Source organism: Yersinia entomophaga (assembly GCF_001656035.1).
In the GTDB taxonomy this organism is placed as follows: Bacteria; Pseudomonadota; Gammaproteobacteria; order Enterobacterales; family Enterobacteriaceae; genus Yersinia; species Yersinia entomophaga.
In genome coordinates, this window is record NZ_CP010029.1 from 2,456,005 (window position 1) to 2,469,635 (window position 13,631).

Here is a 13,631-nt window from a genome sequence, read left to right on the forward strand (position 1 = left end):
TCTCAGTAAAACCTTAACCTGTGATCCGGTTACTCGTCAGCAATACTTGCTGGCGGCCAGTTTTCCAGGCGCATGCCCAGAGACAGACCACGTGACGCAAGCACGTCTTTAATCTCAGTAAGAGATTTTTTACCCAGGTTCGGCGTTTTCAGCAACTCAACCTCGGTACGCTGTACCAGATCACCGATGTAGTGGATAGCTTCTGCCTTGAGGCAGTTAGCAGAGCGGACAGTCAATTCCAGATCGTCAACAGGGCGCAGCAAGATCGGATCGAACTCTGGCTTCTCTTCTTTGACTTCCGGCTGACGTACATCACGTAGGTCAACGAAAGCTTCAAGTTGTTCAGCCAAGATAGTGGCCGCACGGCGGATCGCCTCTTCAGGATCGATCGTACCATTGGTTTCCATCTCGATGACCAGCTTGTCCAAGTCGGTACGCTGTTCTACACGCGCTGCTTCAACATTGTAGGCAATACGCTCTACAGGGCTATAGCATGCGTCTACTAACAGACGACCAATTGGGCGCTCATCTTCTTCCGAATGAATTCGGGCAGAAGCCGGCACATAACCACGACCGCGCTGAACTTTGATACGCATGCTAATAGATGCGTTTTCATCGGTCAGGTGGCAGATCACGTGTTGCGGCTTGACGATTTCGACATCACCATCATGGGTGATATCGGCTGCAGTCACAGGGCCAATGCCAGACTTATTCAGGGTAAGAATAACTTCATCTTTTCCTTGAACTCTCACCGCCAGCCCTTTCAGGTTGAGCAGGATCTCCAGGATATCTTCCTGTACGCCTTCTTTGGTGCTGTACTCATGCAGTACACCATCAATCTCAACCTCGGTCACCGCGCAACCCGGCATAGATGAAAGCAGAATACGGCGCAGTGCGTTGCCGAGAGTATGGCCAAAGCCACGCTCTAACGGCTCAAGGGTCACCTTGGCGTGCGTCGAACTGACTTGCTCGATATCTACCAGGCGCGGTTTTAGAAACTCTGTCACAGAACCCTGCATTGTGTCCTCTCTTTGGTACTAAGCTTTACTTGGAGTAAAGCTCGACGATCAGGTGTTCGTTAATGTCCGCAGACAGATCAGTACGTTCAGGAATACGTTTGAACACACCTTCCATCTTAACAGCATCAACTTCCAGCCAAGTCGGCTTTTCACGCTGCTCAGCCAGCTCCAAAGCTGCCTTCACACGAGACTGCTTTTTAGCTTTCTCACGGATGCTGACTACGTCATTCGGAGATACCTGATAAGAAGCGATGTTAACAACGCGACCATTTACCATGATAGCTTTATGACTAACCAGCTGACGTGATTCAGCACGAGTTGCGCCAAAGCCCATACGGTAAACTACGTTGTCCAGACGGCCTTCCAGCAATTGCAACAGGTTTGCACCTGTGTTGCCTTTCAGACGTGCTGCTTCTTTATAGTAGTTACGGAATTGACGCTCCAGAACACCATAGATACGGCGAACTTTTTGTTTTTCACGTAACTGCACACCGTAATCAGACAGACGCGGTTTACGCGCACCATGCTGACCAGGTGGTTGTTCAATCTTACACTTGGTGTCAATCGCGCGAACGCCAGACTTAAGGAACAGGTCTGTGCCCTCACGACGGCTCAGCTTGAGCTTAGGACCCAAATATCTTGCCATTTTCTCTCTCCAACAAACCTAAAAGCAACGTTATACGCGGCGCTTTTTCGGCGGACGACAACCGTTATGAGGAATCGGAGTCACATCAGTAATATTAGTGATGCGGAAACCAGCCGCGTTTAACGCGCGAATAGTTGACTCACGACCAGGACCAGGTCCTTTAACCATAACTTCCAGGTTCTTAATACCGTATTCTTTCACTGCTTCTGCGCAGCGCTCTGCTGCAACTTGCGCTGCAAACGGAGTAGATTTACGAGAACCACGGAAACCGGAACCACCGGCTGTTGCCCAACCCAAAGCGTTACCCTGACGATCAGTAATGGTAACGATGGTGTTGTTGAAAGAAGCATGGATATGAGCCACACCGTCAGAGACTGTCTTTCTTACACGCTTGCGTGCACGAATAGGTGCCTTTGCCATTATTCAATCACCCCGATTATTTCTTGATCGGTTTACGCGGACCCTTACGGGTACGTGCGTTGGTCTTAGTACGCTGACCGCGAACTGGTAGACCACGACGATGACGCAAACCACGATAAGTCCCAAGGTCCATCAGACGCTTGATGCTCAGGGTCACCTCACGACGCAGATCACCTTCTACAACGTACTTGGCAACTTCGTCACGCAGCTTCTCGATTTGCTCTTCAGACAGCTCACTGATCTTAACATTTTCAGCAATACCCGCAGCGACACAGATAGCCTGTGAACGGGTCTTACCGATACCGTAGATCGCGGTTAAAGCGATAACAGTATGTTTCTGATCAGGAATGTTAATGCCTGCTATACGGGCCACTATGCACTCCTACTATTTTATACGGCAATACCATTCTGAAAAGCCCGTTTTCAGGATACTCAAATAGCATTGCTGTCACATACAAAAGATTGGCTGGCTAATCTAGCCAGCTCAACCCAACTTTGCAAGAAAAATATGCAAGATAAATCAGCCTTGACGCTGTTTATGCTTTGGTTCGGCACTGCAGATTACGCGAACGACACCGTTACGCTTAACAATTTTGCAGTTACGACATAATTTCTTGACGGAAGCACGAACTTTCATTTTTACTCTCCGTAACTTCTCAAACATATCTGATTAGCGATTATAGCCTTTCAGATTTGCTTTCTTCAATGCAGACTCGTACTGACTCGACATCATTAGAGTTTGCACTTGAGCCATAAAGTCCATGATGACCACAACTACGATTAGTAGTGAGGTACCACCAAAGTAAAATGGTACTTTCATCGCGTCACGCATGAACTCCGGGATCAGGCAGATGAAAGTAATATACATCGCACCAATTAAGGTCAGACGCGTCATTACTTTATCGATGTACTTCGCCGTTTGCTCTCCCGGACGAATTCCTGGCACGAATGCACCGGACTTCTTCAGGTTATCTGCTGTTTCACGCGGGTTAAACACCAACGCCGTGTAGAAGAAACAGAAGAAGATGATTGCAGACGCATAGAGTAACACATAAAGCGGCTGTCCCGGCTGCAAATACATCGAAATAGTCGTCAGCCAGTTCCAACCTGTCCCGCCCCCAAACCATGATGCAATCGTGGCAGGGAACAGAATTATGCTGGAAGCGAAGATTGCGGGAATAACCCCAGCCATATTCACTTTCAACGGTAAGTGTGTGCTCTGTGCTGCATAAACACGACGACCCTGTTGACGTTTCGCATAGTTAACGACGATACGACGTTGACCACGTTCAATGAAAACAACGAAGAAGGTTACTGCAAACACTAATACTGCAACCAACAGCAACAGGAGGAAGTGCAGGTCGCCTTGCCGAGCTTGCTCGATGGTATGACCAACTGCCGGCGGGAGACCCGCGACAATACCAGCAAAGATTATGATTGAGATACCGTTACCGATACCGCGTTCAGTAATCTGTTCACCCAGCCACATCAGGAACATAGTCCCGGTAACCAGGCTCACAACAGCGGTAAAATAGAAGGCAAAGCCTGGATTTAATACCAGACCTTGCATCCCAGGCATATTCGGCAGACCGGTAGCAATACCGATCGACTGGAATATAGCCAATACCAACGTGCCATAACGGGTGTACTGGCTAATCTTACGACGGCCAGCCTCCCCTTCTTTCTTTATTTCAGCTAACGCTGGATGAACCACCGTCAGCAGCTGGATAATAATTGACGCCGAAATATACGGCATAATACCCAGGGCAAAGATCGAAGCACGACTGAGAGCACCACCAGAGAACATGTTGAACATTTCAATGATGGTGCCTCTCTGCTGCTCGAGCAATTTGGCAAGCACAGTGGCATCGATACCAGGAATCGGAATAAAAGAGCCGATACGGAAAACAATAAGCGCACCGATAACAAACAAAAGTCTGCGCTTCAGTTCGCCTAATCCGCCTTTAGCACTTTGAAAATCTAATCCTGGTTGCTTAGCCATCTGCTACTTATTCCTCAATTTTACCGCCAGCAGCTTCGATAGCAGCACGAGCGCCTTTGGTGACACGCAGACCACGCAGAGTTACCGGACGAGTGACTTCGCCTGAAAGCATAACTTTCGCGAATTCAATCTGGGTACCAACAACGTTAGCGGCTTTCAGCGTGTTCAGGTCGATTACGTCGCCTTCCACTAAAGCCAGTTCAGACAGACGAACTTCTGCCGTGATCATTGCTTTGCGAGAGGTGAAGCCGAATTTCGGCAGACGACGATATAACGGCATCTGACCACCTTCAAACCCACGACGTACGCCACCGCCAGAACGTGAGTTCTGACCTTTGTGACCACGACCAGCGGTTTTACCCAGGCCAGAACCGATACCACGACCTACACGCTTAGGCGCATGCTTGGCACCATCAGCCGGAGACAGAGTATTTAAACGCATCTGTTACTCCTCAACTTTAACCATGTAGGAAACCAAGTTGACCATACCACGCACAGCAGGAGTATCCTCACGCTCTACAGTATGACCAATACGACGCAGACCTAAACCGAGTAGAGTTGCCTTATGCTTTGGCAAACGACCGATGCTGCTTTTTGTTTGAGTTACTTTAATAGTCTTTGCCATGGTTATTTCCCTAGAATTTCTTCGACGGACTTACCACGCTTGGCAGCGACCATTTCTGGGGATTTCATATCTTCCAGAGCTGAAATAGTTGCACGAACCACGTTGATCGGGTTAGTGGAACCATAGGCTTTGGCCAATACGTTATGAACCCCTGCAACTTCCAGAACGGCGCGCATTGCACCACCGGCGATGATACCGGTACCTTCGGAAGCTGGTTGCATGAATACGCGAGAACCCGTATGAGCACCTTTAACAGGGTGCTGCAGAGTGCCGCCATCCAGAGCAACGTTAATCATAGCGCGACGGGCTTTTTCCATCGCTTTTTGGATCGCTGCTGGAACTTCGCGTGCTTTGCCGTAGCCAAAACCAACGCGACCGTTACCATCACCAACTACTGTCAGTGCGGTAAAGCTGAAAATACGGCCACCTTTTACGGTTTTAGATACGCGGTTTACCGCGATCAGCTTTTCCTGCAGTTCGCCAGCTTGTTTTTCGATGTGTGACATCTTACACCTCTACCTTAGAACTGAAGGCCAGCTTCACGGGCAGCATCTGCCAGTGCCTGGACTCGACCATGATATTGGAAACCGGAACGGTCAAAGGATACTTTAGTAATCCCTTTTTCCAATGCGCGCTCAGCAATAGATTTGCCTACAGCTGCTGCGGCATCTTTGTTGCCGGAGTACTTCAATTGCTCATTGATAGCTTTTTCTAAAGTAGAAGCTGCTACCAAAATTTCAGAACCGTTTGGTGCAATAACCTGCGCGTAAATATGGCGTGGGGTACGATGTACCACCAGGCGAGTCGCACCCAGTTCTTTGAGCTTGCGGCGTGCGCGGGTCGCACGACGGATACGAGCTGCTTTCTTATCCATAGTGTTACCTTACTTCTTCTTAGCCTCTTTGGTACGCACGACTTCGTCGGCGTAACGGACACCCTTGCCTTTATAAGGCTCAGGACGACGGTAGGCACGCAAATCTGCCGCAACCTGACCAATCACCTGCTTATCTGCGCCTTTCAGCACGATTTCAGTTTGGGTCGGGCACTCTGCAGTGATGCCAGCCGGCAATTCATGGTCAACTGGATGAGAGAAGCCTAAGGCCAAATTCACCACATTGCCTTTAACTGCGGCACGGTAACCTACGCCTACCAGTTGAAGCTTTTTAGTGAAGCCGTCGGTAACACCAATAACCATTGAGTTCAGCAGTGCACGAGTGGTACCCGCTTGGGCCCAACCGTCTACAGCGCCTTCGCGTGGAGCGAAAGTCAGTGTATTTTCTTCTTGCTTAACAACAACGGAGCTATGGATGGTACGAGTCAGCTCGCCGTTTTTACCCTTTATCGAAATAACCTGACCGTTGAGTTTTACCTCTACGCCGGCAGGAATGACGACGGGTGCTTTTGCAACACGAGACATTCTTTCCTCCCGAATTAAGCTACGTAGCAGATAATCTCGCCACCAAGACCAGCCTGGCGAGCTGCACGATCGGTCATAACACCTTTAGAGGTAGAAATAACAGCGATACCCAAACCGGCCATAACTTTTGGCAGCTCATCTTTTTTCTTATAGATGCGCAGACCTGGACGGCTGATACGTTGAATGCTTTCTACCACTGCCTTGCCCTGGAAGTACTTAAGTACTAAGACCAGTTCAGGCTTGGTGTCGCCTTCGATTTTAAAATCTTCAATAAAACCTTCTTCTTTCAGAACCTTGGCAATTGCCAGTTTCAGTTTGGAAGAAGGCATGGTGACCGCTACTTTGTTCGCGGCTTGACCGTTACGGATACGGGTCAGCATATCCGCGATCGGATCTTGCATGCTCATCTGTATTTACTCCCGTGATTCAATTGGTGAAATTACCAGCTAGCCTTTTTAAGGCCCGGGATTTCACCGCGCATTGCGGTTTCACGGACTTTAATACGGCTCAACCCGAACTTCCGCAGGAAACCATGCGGACGACCAGTTTGGTTGCAGCGGTTACGCTGACGGGACGGGCTGGAATCACGCGGCAGAGACTGCAGCTTCAGAACAGCATCCCAACGTTCTTCATCGGATGAGTTCACACCAGAGATAATAGCTTTTAATTCCTCGCGTTTAGCGCGGTATTTGTTAGCTAGTTTCACGCGAACGACTTCGCGTGCTTTCATTGATTGCTTAGCCATCAGTAACCCTACCTTACTTGCGGAATGGGAAGTTAAAAGCAGCCAACAATGCACGGCCTTCATCATCGGATTTCGCAGTAGTGGTAATGGTAATATCCAAACCACGCACGCGATCGACTTTATCGTAGTCGACTTCCGGGAAGATGATCTGCTCGCGCACGCCCATGCTGTAGTTACCACGGCCATCGAATGACTTAGCGGACAAGCCACGGAAGTCACGGATACGTGGAACAGCAATGGAGATCAGTCGCTCTAAGAATTCCCACATGCGTTCGCCACGCAGGGTTACTTTACAGCCGATCGGATAGCCCTGACGGATTTTGAAGCCTGCAACAGATTTGCGGGCTTTGGTGATCAACGGTTTTTGACCGGAGATTGCTGTCAAGTCAGCTGCTGCGTTATCCAGCAGTTTCTTGTCAGCGATCGCTTCACCAACACCCATGTTCAGGGTGATCTTCTCGACCCGAGGGACTTGCATGACAGAGTTGTAGCCAAACTGAGACATCAGTTGTTTGACCACCTCGTCTTTGTAGTAATCATGCAGTTTCGCCATCGTATTACTCCAAATTACTTGATAGTTTCGCTATTAGACTTGAAGAAGCGTACTTTTTTGCCGTCTTCGAATCTAAAGCCTACACGGTCAGCCTTACCGGTTGTCGCGTTGAACAGCGCAATGTTAGAAACCTGAATAGCAGCTTCTTTTTCAACAATGCCGCCTGGTTGGTTCAGGGCCGGAACCGGCTTCTGATGTTTTTTAACCAGGTTGATACCTTCAACAATGACCTTACCAGCAGACAGGACATTCTTTACTTTACCGCGCTTACCTTTGTCTTTCCCGGTTAGCACGATAACTTCGTCATCACGACGGATTTTCGCTGCCATGGTTCGCTCCTTAGAGTACTTCTGGTGCCAGAGAGATAATTTTCATGAACTTCTCATTACGCAGTTCACGAGTTACCGGCCCAAAAATACGCGTGCCGATTGGCTGCTCGCTGTTATTATTTAAAATAACGCAAGAATTGCCATCGAAGCGAATGACAGAACCGTCCGGGCGACGTACACCCTTCTTGGTGCGCACCACTACCGCCTTCAGCACATCGCCTTTCTTCACCTTGCCACGAGGAATTGCTTCCTTAATGGTGATCTTGATGATGTCGCCGATGCCTGCGTAGCGACGGTGCGAGCCACCTAGAACCTTGATACACATTACGCGACGTGCACCGGAGTTGTCGGCCACGTTCAGCATAGTCTGTTCTTGGATCATGTTAGTGCTCCGCTAATGTCAACTACTACTTTAGGACCCAGAATAGGTCGTTTAAAAGCCCCACTAATGAGGGCGCGGCATTATAACACCGGTTCCAAATTATGGGTAGAAAAAATAAACGGCTCACTTTCTGAGCCGTTTATTCTATGCGAGTTGGCTACTCTATTACAGAATCGCTTTCTCTACAACGCGAACAAGGGTCCAAGACTTAGTCTTTGACAATGGACGGCATTCGCGGATTTCTACCACGTCACCGATTCCACATTCATTGTTCTCGTCATGTACATGCAATTTCGTCGTACGACGGATGAATTTCCCATAAATAGGGTGTTTCACCACACGTTCGATAGCAACAACCATGGATTTCTCCATTTTGTCACTAACTACGCGACCTTGCAGAGTACGAGTTTGGTCAGTCATTACGCACCCGCCTTTTCAGTCAGTAAAGTCTTAACACGTGCGATATTACGACGCACTTGTTTCGACAGGTGAGTTTGTTGCAGCTGGCCACTAGCCGCCTGCATGCGCAAATTAAATTGCTCACGCAGCAGGTTGAGCAGCTCAGTGTTCAGCTCTTCAACGCTTTTTTCACGCAGCTCTTGTGCTTTCATTACATCACCGTCTTAGTTACAAAGGTGGTTCCGACAGGCAGTTTTGCTGCCGCGAGCTTGAATGCTTCGCGAGCAGTTTCTTCCGGCACACCAGCCATTTCAAACAACATTTTTCCTGGCTGGATCAGGGCAACCCAATACTCTACGTTACCCTTACCTTTACCCATACGCACTTCGAGCGGCTTCTCAGTGATCGGTTTGTCCGGGAATACACGGATCCAGACCTTACCTTGACGCTTAATTGCACGTGTCATCGCACGACGGGCTGCTTCGATTTGACGAGCCGTCAGGCGGCAACGGCCACAAGCTTTCAGGCCGAACTCACCGAAGCTAACATCCGTACCCTGCGCCAGGCCACGGTTACGGCCTTTGTGCATCTTACGGAATTTTGTACGCTTTGGTTGTAACATCAGCGATTCTCCTTACTTGCGGCCTTTACGCTGCTGCTTTTTAGGTTGAGCAGCCGGTTCCGGTTGTTCAACAGCAGCCATACCACCCAAGATCTCACCTTTGAAGATCCATACCTTAACGCCGATTACACCATAAGTGGTGTGCGCTTCAGATGTGTTGTAATCGATATCCGCACGCAGAGTATGCAACGGAACACGACCTTCACGGTACCATTCGGTACGCGCGATTTCAGCACCGCCAAGGCGGCCGCTTACTTCAACTTTGATACCTTTAGCGCCAAGACGCATTGCGTTCTGTACAGCACGCTTCATAGCACGACGGAACATAACGCGACGTTCCAGCTGTGAAGTGATGCTGTCAGCAACCAATTTTGCGTCCAGTTCCGGTTTACGGACTTCGGCGATGTTAATCTGCGCAGGAACGCCAGCGATATCCGCTACGACCTTACGCAGTTTTTCGACATCTTCACCTTTCTTGCCGATAACGATGCCAGGGCGAGCAGTGTGAATAGTCACACGGATACTCTTCGCTGGACGTTCGATAACGATGCGAGAAACGGAAGCTTTCACCAGTTCCTTAGTCAGGAATTGGCGAACTTTAAAGTCGCTGTCCAGGTTGTCAGCGAATTCTTTGGTATTCGCATACCAAGTAGAGTTCCAAGGTTTGACAATACCCAGGCGAATACCGTTAGGATGTACTTTCTGACCCATTGCTAGTCTCCAGAGTCTCAGCGATCGGACACAACCACAGTAATGTGGCTGGTGCGCTTCAGGATGCGATCTGCACGACCTTTTGCACGAGGCATAATGCGCTTCATGCTTGGGCCTTCGTCTACGAAGATCTTCGTGACTTTCAGATCATCGATGTCAGCGCCATCGTTGTGTTCTGCGTTAGCAATGGCAGACTCCAGTACCTTCTTAACCAAACCAGCAGCTTTCTTGTTGGTATAGGCCAGAGTTTCCAGAGCTTGCGACACTTTCTTACCGCGAATCAGGTCCGCTACCAAGCGAACCTTCTGAGCAGAAGAACGAGCGTGGCGATGTTTAGCGATAGTTTCCATCTCTTCCTCCTACCTTAGCGCTTTTTAGCCTTTTTATCGGCCGCATGGCCGCGATAAGTACGGGTCGGCGCGAATTCACCCAATTTGTGACCGACCATTTCATCGGAAACAAAGACAGGAACGTGCTGACGACCATTATGGACAGCGATGGTCAAACCGATCATATTTGGAAAGACCGTTGAACGACGGGACCAAGTCCGAATAGGCTTCTTGTCTCCGCTTTCCACCGCTTTCTCTACCTTCTTCAGCAAGTGCAGGTCAATGAAGGGACCTTTCTTGAGAGAACGTGGCATGGCTTATCCTCTAATTATTTTTTACTACGGCGACGTACGATGAACTTATCAGTACGCTTGTTGCTACGGGTCTTCTTACCTTTGGTTTGAACGCCCCACGGGGTTACCGGGTGCTTACCAAAGTTACGACCTTCACCACCACCGTGTGGGTGATCTACCGGGTTCATCGCAGTACCGCGAACGGTAGGGCGAATACCACGCCAACGACTTGCACCTGCTTTACCCAGCACACGCAGCATGTGTTCAGCGTTACCGACTTCACCTAAGGTGGCGCGGCAATCAGCTTGAACCTTGCGCATTTCGCCGGAGCGCAGACGCAGAGTAACGTAGGAACCGTCACGAGCAACGATCTGAACGTATGCACCAGCAGAACGAGCCATCTGGCCGCCTTTACCTGGTTTCATCTCTACGTTATGAACCGTTGAACCAACTGGGATGTTGCGCATAGGCAGGGTGTTACCTGTCTTGATTGCAGCATCAACGCCAGATTGGATCTGGTCACCAGCTTTCAGGCCTTTTGGCGCCAGGATGTAACGGCGTTCGCCGTCTTTGTACAGAACCAGCGCGATGTTCGCGGAACGGTTCGGATCGTATTCCAGACGCTCAACCACTGCAGGGATACCATCTTTGTTGCGTTTGAAGTCAACCAGACGATAATGCTGCTTGTGGCCACCACCGATATGACGGGTGGTGATACGGCCATTGTTGTTACGACCACCGCTTTTGCTTAATTTCTCAAGCAGCGGGGCATAAGGTTTACCCTTGTGCAGCTCAGGGTTAACCACTTTAACAACGTGGCGACGACCCGGAGATGTAGGTTTACATTTAACAATTGCCATTGTTTACTCCTCCGACTTACTCTGCGCCGCCGATGAAGTCCAGATTCTGGCCTTCTTTCAGGGTGACGTAAGCTTTTTTCCAGTCGCTACGACGACCAACACGCTGACCGTGACGCTTACTCTTGCCTTTAACCAGCAAGGTGTTAACGTCTTCAACTTCGACTTCAAACAGTTTCTGCACTGCAGCTTTAATTTCTGCTTTGGTCGCGTCGATGGCAACTTTGAGAACGATGGTGTTACTTTTTTCCATCGCAGCGGACGCTTTTTCAGATACATGCGGCGCGCGCAGTACTTTCAGCAGACGTTCTTCACGAATCATGCCAGCATCTCCTCAACTTGCTTCACAGCATCAGCAGTCATAACCACTTTGTCGAAGGCGATCAGGCTAACTGGATCGATACCTGCTACATCGCGAACATCAACCTTGTACAGGTTGCGAGCTGCCAAGAACAAGTTCTCGTCAACTTCACCAGTTACGATCAGCACATCTTCCAGAGCCATATCTTTCAGTTTCTGTGCCAGCAGCTTAGTTTTAGGCGCTTCTACAGAGAACTTCTCGACAATGATCAGACGATCTTGACGTACCAATTCGGACAGGATGCTTTTCAGCGCGCCGCGGTACATCTTTTTGTTTACTTTCTGACTGTGGTCCTGAGGCTTCGCAGCAAAGGTCACACCACCTGAACGCCAGATCGGGCTCTTTACAGAACCTGCGCGTGCACGGCCGGTACCTTTCTGGCGCCACGGTTTTTTACCGGAACCAGTCACTTCAGCGCGGGTCTTCTGAGCGCGAGTACCTTGACGGGCACCTGCTGCATAAGCAACAACAACCTGATGTACCAGCGCTTCGTTGAAATCACGACCGAAGGTAGTTTCGGAAACAGTCAGCGCGCCTTGCGCGTCTTTCAATACTAATTCCATTGCTATCCCCTTACGCCTTCACAGCTGGTTTAACGATCAGGTTGCCACCGGTTGCGCCCGGTACAGCACCCTTAACCAGCAGCAGGTTGCGCTCAGCGTCAACACGTACTACGTCCAGGCTTTGAACGGTTACACGCTCGTCACCCAGGTGGCCAGCCATTTTCTTGCCTTTGAACACTTTGCCCGGAGTCTGGTTCTGACCGATAGAACCCGGAACGCGGTGAGACAAGGAGTTACCATGGGTAGCATCTTGGGTACGGAAGTTCCAGCGCTTAACAGTACCGGCAAAACCTTTACCTTTAGATGTACCTGTAACATCGACTTTCTTAACGTCTGCGAAAATTTCAACGCTAATTTCTTGACCAGCAGTGAATTCTTGACCTTCTGCAAGGCGGAATTCCCACAGGCCACGGCCAGCTTCTACGCCAGCTTTAGCGAAGTGACCCGCTTCCGGTTTGGTAACGCGGTTAGCTTTTTTAGCACCGGTAGTTACTTGAACGGCACGGTAACCGTCGTTCTCCAGGTCTTTGACCTGAGTTACGCGGTTTGCTTCAATTTCGATAACGGTTACTGGGATTGAAACGCCATCTTCAGTGAAGATACGAGTCATGCCCACTTTTTTACCGACTAAACCAATCATTGTTTCAACCTCTCAATCGCTCAATGACCTGATTAACCCAGGCTGATCTGCACGTCTACACCGGCAGCCAGATCCAGACGCATCAGAGCATCAACGGTTTTCTCGGTTGGCTCAACGATGTCAACCAGACGCTTGTGAGTGCGGATTTCGTACTGATCGCGCGCATCTTTATTGACGTGCGGAGAAACCAGAACGGTAAAGCGCTCTTTGCGGGTCGGCAGCGGGATCGGACCGGTGACCTGCGCACCAGTGCGCTTGGCAGTCTCGACGATTTCCGCAGTTGATTGATCGATCAAACGATGATCAAACGCTTTCAGGCGGATACGGATTCTTTGGTTCTGCATGAGACCAGAGCTCCAATTATTTATAAACATAAATGATTACTACTCAGACCCATTTCGATTGATGGGAGAGTGTAATCGTTCAACATATAACCCCCAAATCGGGAGTATTGTTCGGAAGTATCATTTAGCTACTCCCGACAGATCAAATTCAATCTGACCAACCAAGATTAGGTAGGCACGCGCATTATACGTAAATTCGGGCAGTAAGCAAGTCACTGTTGAAAATCTATGCGAGAACTTACGTATTTAGCCATTCATCTCAAGTTTTAGTGAATTTACTTATTATCACACTACGTTACTATAGGTGAGTAACAAATATTGACCAATACAGGGAGAGGGAGAGTTGGTCATCCATATATTCGCAAAAGGGACTA

At 49.4% G+C, this 13,631-nt stretch carries 27 protein-coding genes; all 27 read right to left on the reverse strand.

What is annotated here, in order from left to right; genetic code table 11:
• Positions 1-29: 29 nt before the first annotated feature.
• Complete coding sequence (locus PL78_RS11230; RefSeq protein WP_002438685.1) at positions 30-1,019, reverse strand: DNA-directed RNA polymerase subunit alpha; 990 nt, start codon at positions 1,017-1,019, stop codon at positions 30-32.
• A 25-nt stretch (positions 1,020-1,044) separates the two neighbouring features.
• Positions 1,045-1,665, reverse strand: coding sequence for a 30S ribosomal protein S4 (gene rpsD / locus PL78_RS11235; RefSeq protein ID WP_002218949.1), 621 nt, complete (start codon positions 1,663-1,665; stop codon positions 1,045-1,047).
• Between the two features lie 30 nt (positions 1,666-1,695).
• On the reverse strand, positions 1,696-2,085 hold the full coding sequence (rpsK, locus tag PL78_RS11240) for a 30S ribosomal protein S11 (RefSeq protein ID WP_002218948.1): 390 nt from the start codon (positions 2,083-2,085) through the stop codon (positions 1,696-1,698).
• Positions 2,086-2,101: 16 nt separating this feature from the next.
• Positions 2,102-2,458: a 30S ribosomal protein S13 gene (rpsM, locus tag PL78_RS11245; protein ID WP_004702348.1), complete on the reverse strand. Its 357-nt coding sequence runs from the start codon at positions 2,456-2,458 to the stop codon at positions 2,102-2,104.
• A 147-nt stretch (positions 2,459-2,605) separates the two neighbouring features.
• Positions 2,606-2,722, reverse strand: coding sequence for a 50S ribosomal protein L36 (rpmJ, locus tag PL78_RS11250; RefSeq protein WP_002227352.1), 117 nt, complete (start codon positions 2,720-2,722; stop codon positions 2,606-2,608).
• 33 nt (positions 2,723-2,755) lie between these two features.
• Positions 2,756-4,087 (reverse strand): preprotein translocase subunit SecY, encoded by a 1,332-nt coding sequence (secY, locus tag PL78_RS11255; RefSeq protein ID WP_004718611.1) that lies wholly within the window; start codon positions 4,085-4,087, stop codon positions 2,756-2,758.
• Positions 4,088-4,094: 7 nt separating this feature from the next.
• The gene (gene rplO, locus PL78_RS11260; protein ID WP_004718608.1) at positions 4,095-4,529 is read right to left on the reverse strand and encodes a 50S ribosomal protein L15; all 435 of its coding nucleotides are present in this window, start codon (positions 4,527-4,529) and stop codon (positions 4,095-4,097) included.
• A gap of 3 nt (positions 4,530-4,532) precedes the next feature.
• Positions 4,533-4,712: a 50S ribosomal protein L30 gene (gene rpmD, locus PL78_RS11265; protein ID WP_012147215.1), complete on the reverse strand. Its 180-nt coding sequence runs from the start codon at positions 4,710-4,712 to the stop codon at positions 4,533-4,535.
• A gap of 2 nt (positions 4,713-4,714) precedes the next feature.
• Positions 4,715-5,218 (reverse strand): 30S ribosomal protein S5, encoded by a 504-nt coding sequence (gene rpsE / locus PL78_RS11270; RefSeq protein ID WP_049597207.1) that lies wholly within the window; start codon positions 5,216-5,218, stop codon positions 4,715-4,717.
• Positions 5,219-5,232: 14 nt separating this feature from the next.
• A complete protein-coding gene (gene rplR, locus PL78_RS11275; protein WP_049597208.1) occupies positions 5,233-5,586 on the reverse strand; it encodes a 50S ribosomal protein L18 in 354 nt (117 codons plus the stop codon).
• Positions 5,587-5,595: 9 nt separating this feature from the next.
• Positions 5,596-6,129, reverse strand: coding sequence for a 50S ribosomal protein L6 (rplF, locus tag PL78_RS11280; protein ID WP_064515574.1), 534 nt, complete (start codon positions 6,127-6,129; stop codon positions 5,596-5,598).
• 14 nt (positions 6,130-6,143) lie between these two features.
• Positions 6,144-6,536: a 30S ribosomal protein S8 gene (gene rpsH, locus PL78_RS11285; protein ID WP_049597210.1), complete on the reverse strand. Its 393-nt coding sequence runs from the start codon at positions 6,534-6,536 to the stop codon at positions 6,144-6,146.
• 32 nt (positions 6,537-6,568) lie between these two features.
• Positions 6,569-6,874: a 30S ribosomal protein S14 gene (rpsN, locus tag PL78_RS11290; protein ID WP_049597211.1), complete on the reverse strand. Its 306-nt coding sequence runs from the start codon at positions 6,872-6,874 to the stop codon at positions 6,569-6,571.
• A gap of 13 nt (positions 6,875-6,887) precedes the next feature.
• Positions 6,888-7,427, reverse strand: coding sequence for a 50S ribosomal protein L5 (rplE, locus tag PL78_RS11295; protein ID WP_004718595.1), 540 nt, complete (start codon positions 7,425-7,427; stop codon positions 6,888-6,890).
• 14 nt (positions 7,428-7,441) lie between these two features.
• Positions 7,442-7,756 (reverse strand): 50S ribosomal protein L24, encoded by a 315-nt coding sequence (gene rplX / locus PL78_RS11300; RefSeq protein WP_004709242.1) that lies wholly within the window; start codon positions 7,754-7,756, stop codon positions 7,442-7,444.
• Between the two features lie 10 nt (positions 7,757-7,766).
• Positions 7,767-8,138 carry a 50S ribosomal protein L14 gene (rplN, locus tag PL78_RS11305; RefSeq protein ID WP_049597212.1) on the reverse strand — a complete coding sequence of 124 codons (372 nt, stop codon included), beginning with the start codon at positions 8,136-8,138 and terminating at the stop codon, positions 7,767-7,769.
• A gap of 165 nt (positions 8,139-8,303) precedes the next feature.
• Positions 8,304-8,558: a 30S ribosomal protein S17 gene (gene rpsQ / locus PL78_RS11310; RefSeq protein ID WP_004718590.1), complete on the reverse strand. Its 255-nt coding sequence runs from the start codon at positions 8,556-8,558 to the stop codon at positions 8,304-8,306.
• Positions 8,558-8,749 (reverse strand): 50S ribosomal protein L29, encoded by a 192-nt coding sequence (rpmC, locus tag PL78_RS11315; protein WP_005159843.1) that lies wholly within the window; start codon positions 8,747-8,749, stop codon positions 8,558-8,560. The genes rpsQ and rpmC overlap by 1 nt, the downstream gene beginning before the upstream one ends.
• A complete protein-coding gene (gene rplP, locus PL78_RS11320; RefSeq protein WP_038242806.1) occupies positions 8,749-9,159 on the reverse strand; it encodes a 50S ribosomal protein L16 in 411 nt (136 codons plus the stop codon). Before rplP ends, rpmC begins: the two co-directional genes overlap by 1 nt.
• Before the next feature lie 12 nt (positions 9,160-9,171).
• Positions 9,172-9,870, reverse strand: coding sequence for a 30S ribosomal protein S3 (gene rpsC, locus PL78_RS11325; protein WP_004718588.1), 699 nt, complete (start codon positions 9,868-9,870; stop codon positions 9,172-9,174).
• A 17-nt stretch (positions 9,871-9,887) separates the two neighbouring features.
• Positions 9,888-10,220, reverse strand: coding sequence for a 50S ribosomal protein L22 (gene rplV, locus PL78_RS11330; protein ID WP_004391423.1), 333 nt, complete (start codon positions 10,218-10,220; stop codon positions 9,888-9,890).
• A gap of 14 nt (positions 10,221-10,234) precedes the next feature.
• Positions 10,235-10,513 carry a 30S ribosomal protein S19 gene (rpsS, locus tag PL78_RS11335; protein WP_002213430.1) on the reverse strand — a complete coding sequence of 93 codons (279 nt, stop codon included), beginning with the start codon at positions 10,511-10,513 and terminating at the stop codon, positions 10,235-10,237.
• Positions 10,514-10,527: 14 nt separating this feature from the next.
• Positions 10,528-11,352, reverse strand: coding sequence for a 50S ribosomal protein L2 (gene rplB, locus PL78_RS11340; protein ID WP_025376653.1), 825 nt, complete (start codon positions 11,350-11,352; stop codon positions 10,528-10,530).
• Positions 11,353-11,368: 16 nt separating this feature from the next.
• On the reverse strand, positions 11,369-11,671 hold the full coding sequence (gene rplW, locus PL78_RS11345; RefSeq protein WP_049597213.1) for a 50S ribosomal protein L23: 303 nt from the start codon (positions 11,669-11,671) through the stop codon (positions 11,369-11,371).
• Positions 11,668-12,273: a 50S ribosomal protein L4 gene (rplD, locus tag PL78_RS11350; RefSeq protein ID WP_064515576.1), complete on the reverse strand. Its 606-nt coding sequence runs from the start codon at positions 12,271-12,273 to the stop codon at positions 11,668-11,670. Before rplD ends, rplW begins: the two co-directional genes overlap by 4 nt.
• 10 nt (positions 12,274-12,283) lie before the next feature.
• Positions 12,284-12,913 (reverse strand): 50S ribosomal protein L3, encoded by a 630-nt coding sequence (rplC, locus tag PL78_RS11355; RefSeq protein WP_049597215.1) that lies wholly within the window; start codon positions 12,911-12,913, stop codon positions 12,284-12,286.
• Positions 12,914-12,945: 32 nt separating this feature from the next.
• A complete protein-coding gene (rpsJ, locus tag PL78_RS11360; RefSeq protein WP_004718576.1) occupies positions 12,946-13,257 on the reverse strand; it encodes a 30S ribosomal protein S10 in 312 nt (103 codons plus the stop codon).
• Positions 13,258-13,631 lie beyond the last annotated feature (374 nt).

Excerpts from the sequence above, each read along its gene's own strand:
- PL78_RS11230 (WP_002438685.1), bottom strand. The coding sequence starts at position 1,019 with ATGCAGGGTTCTGTGACAGAGTTTCTAAAACCGCGCCTGGTAGATATC.
- rpsD (WP_002218949.1), bottom strand. The coding sequence starts at position 1,665 with ATGGCAAGATATTTGGGTCCTAAGCTCAAGCTGAGCCGTCGTGAGGGC.
- rpsK (WP_002218948.1), bottom strand. The coding sequence starts at position 2,085 with ATGGCAAAGGCACCTATTCGTGCACGCAAGCGTGTAAGAAAGACAGTC.
- rpmJ (WP_002227352.1), bottom strand. The coding sequence starts at position 2,722 with ATGAAAGTTCGTGCTTCCGTCAAGAAATTATGTCGTAACTGCAAAATT.
- secY (WP_004718611.1), bottom strand. The coding sequence starts at position 4,087 with ATGGCTAAGCAACCAGGATTAGATTTTCAAAGTGCTAAAGGCGGATTA.
- rplO (WP_004718608.1), bottom strand. The coding sequence starts at position 4,529 with ATGCGTTTAAATACTCTGTCTCCGGCTGATGGTGCCAAGCATGCGCCT.
- rpmD (WP_012147215.1), bottom strand. The coding sequence starts at position 4,712 with ATGGCAAAGACTATTAAAGTAACTCAAACAAAAAGCAGCATCGGTCGT.
- rpsE (WP_049597207.1), bottom strand. The coding sequence starts at position 5,218 with ATGTCACACATCGAAAAACAAGCTGGCGAACTGCAGGAAAAGCTGATC.
- rplR (WP_049597208.1), bottom strand. The coding sequence starts at position 5,586 with ATGGATAAGAAAGCAGCTCGTATCCGTCGTGCGACCCGCGCACGCCGC.
- rplF (WP_064515574.1), bottom strand. The coding sequence starts at position 6,129 with ATGTCTCGTGTTGCAAAAGCACCCGTCGTCATTCCTGCCGGCGTAGAG.
- rpsH (WP_049597210.1), bottom strand. The coding sequence starts at position 6,536 with ATGAGCATGCAAGATCCGATCGCGGATATGCTGACCCGTATCCGTAAC.
- rpsN (WP_049597211.1), bottom strand. The coding sequence starts at position 6,874 with ATGGCTAAGCAATCAATGAAAGCACGCGAAGTCGTTCGCGTGAAACTA.
- rplE (WP_004718595.1), bottom strand. The coding sequence starts at position 7,427 with ATGGCGAAACTGCATGATTACTACAAAGACGAGGTGGTCAAACAACTG.
- rplX (WP_004709242.1), bottom strand. The coding sequence starts at position 7,756 with ATGGCAGCGAAAATCCGTCGTGATGACGAAGTTATCGTGCTAACCGGG.
- rplN (WP_049597212.1), bottom strand. The coding sequence starts at position 8,138 with ATGATCCAAGAACAGACTATGCTGAACGTGGCCGACAACTCCGGTGCA.
- rpsQ (WP_004718590.1), bottom strand. The coding sequence starts at position 8,558 with ATGACTGACCAAACTCGTACTCTGCAAGGTCGCGTAGTTAGTGACAAA.
- rpmC (WP_005159843.1), bottom strand. The coding sequence starts at position 8,749 with ATGAAAGCACAAGAGCTGCGTGAAAAAAGCGTTGAAGAGCTGAACACT.
- rplP (WP_038242806.1), bottom strand. The coding sequence starts at position 9,159 with ATGTTACAACCAAAGCGTACAAAATTCCGTAAGATGCACAAAGGCCGT.
- rpsC (WP_004718588.1), bottom strand. The coding sequence starts at position 9,870 with ATGGGTCAGAAAGTACATCCTAACGGTATTCGCCTGGGTATTGTCAAA.
- rplV (WP_004391423.1), bottom strand. The coding sequence starts at position 10,220 with ATGGAAACTATCGCTAAACATCGCCACGCTCGTTCTTCTGCTCAGAAG.
- rpsS (WP_002213430.1), bottom strand. The coding sequence starts at position 10,513 with ATGCCACGTTCTCTCAAGAAAGGTCCCTTCATTGACCTGCACTTGCTG.
- rplB (WP_025376653.1), bottom strand. The coding sequence starts at position 11,352 with ATGGCAATTGTTAAATGTAAACCTACATCTCCGGGTCGTCGCCACGTT.
- rplW (WP_049597213.1), bottom strand. The coding sequence starts at position 11,671 with ATGATTCGTGAAGAACGTCTGCTGAAAGTACTGCGCGCGCCGCATGTA.
- rplD (WP_064515576.1), bottom strand. The coding sequence starts at position 12,273 with ATGGAATTAGTATTGAAAGACGCGCAAGGCGCGCTGACTGTTTCCGAA.
- rplC (WP_049597215.1), bottom strand. The coding sequence starts at position 12,913 with ATGATTGGTTTAGTCGGTAAAAAAGTGGGCATGACTCGTATCTTCACT.
- rpsJ (WP_004718576.1), bottom strand. The coding sequence starts at position 13,257 with ATGCAGAACCAAAGAATCCGTATCCGCCTGAAAGCGTTTGATCATCGT.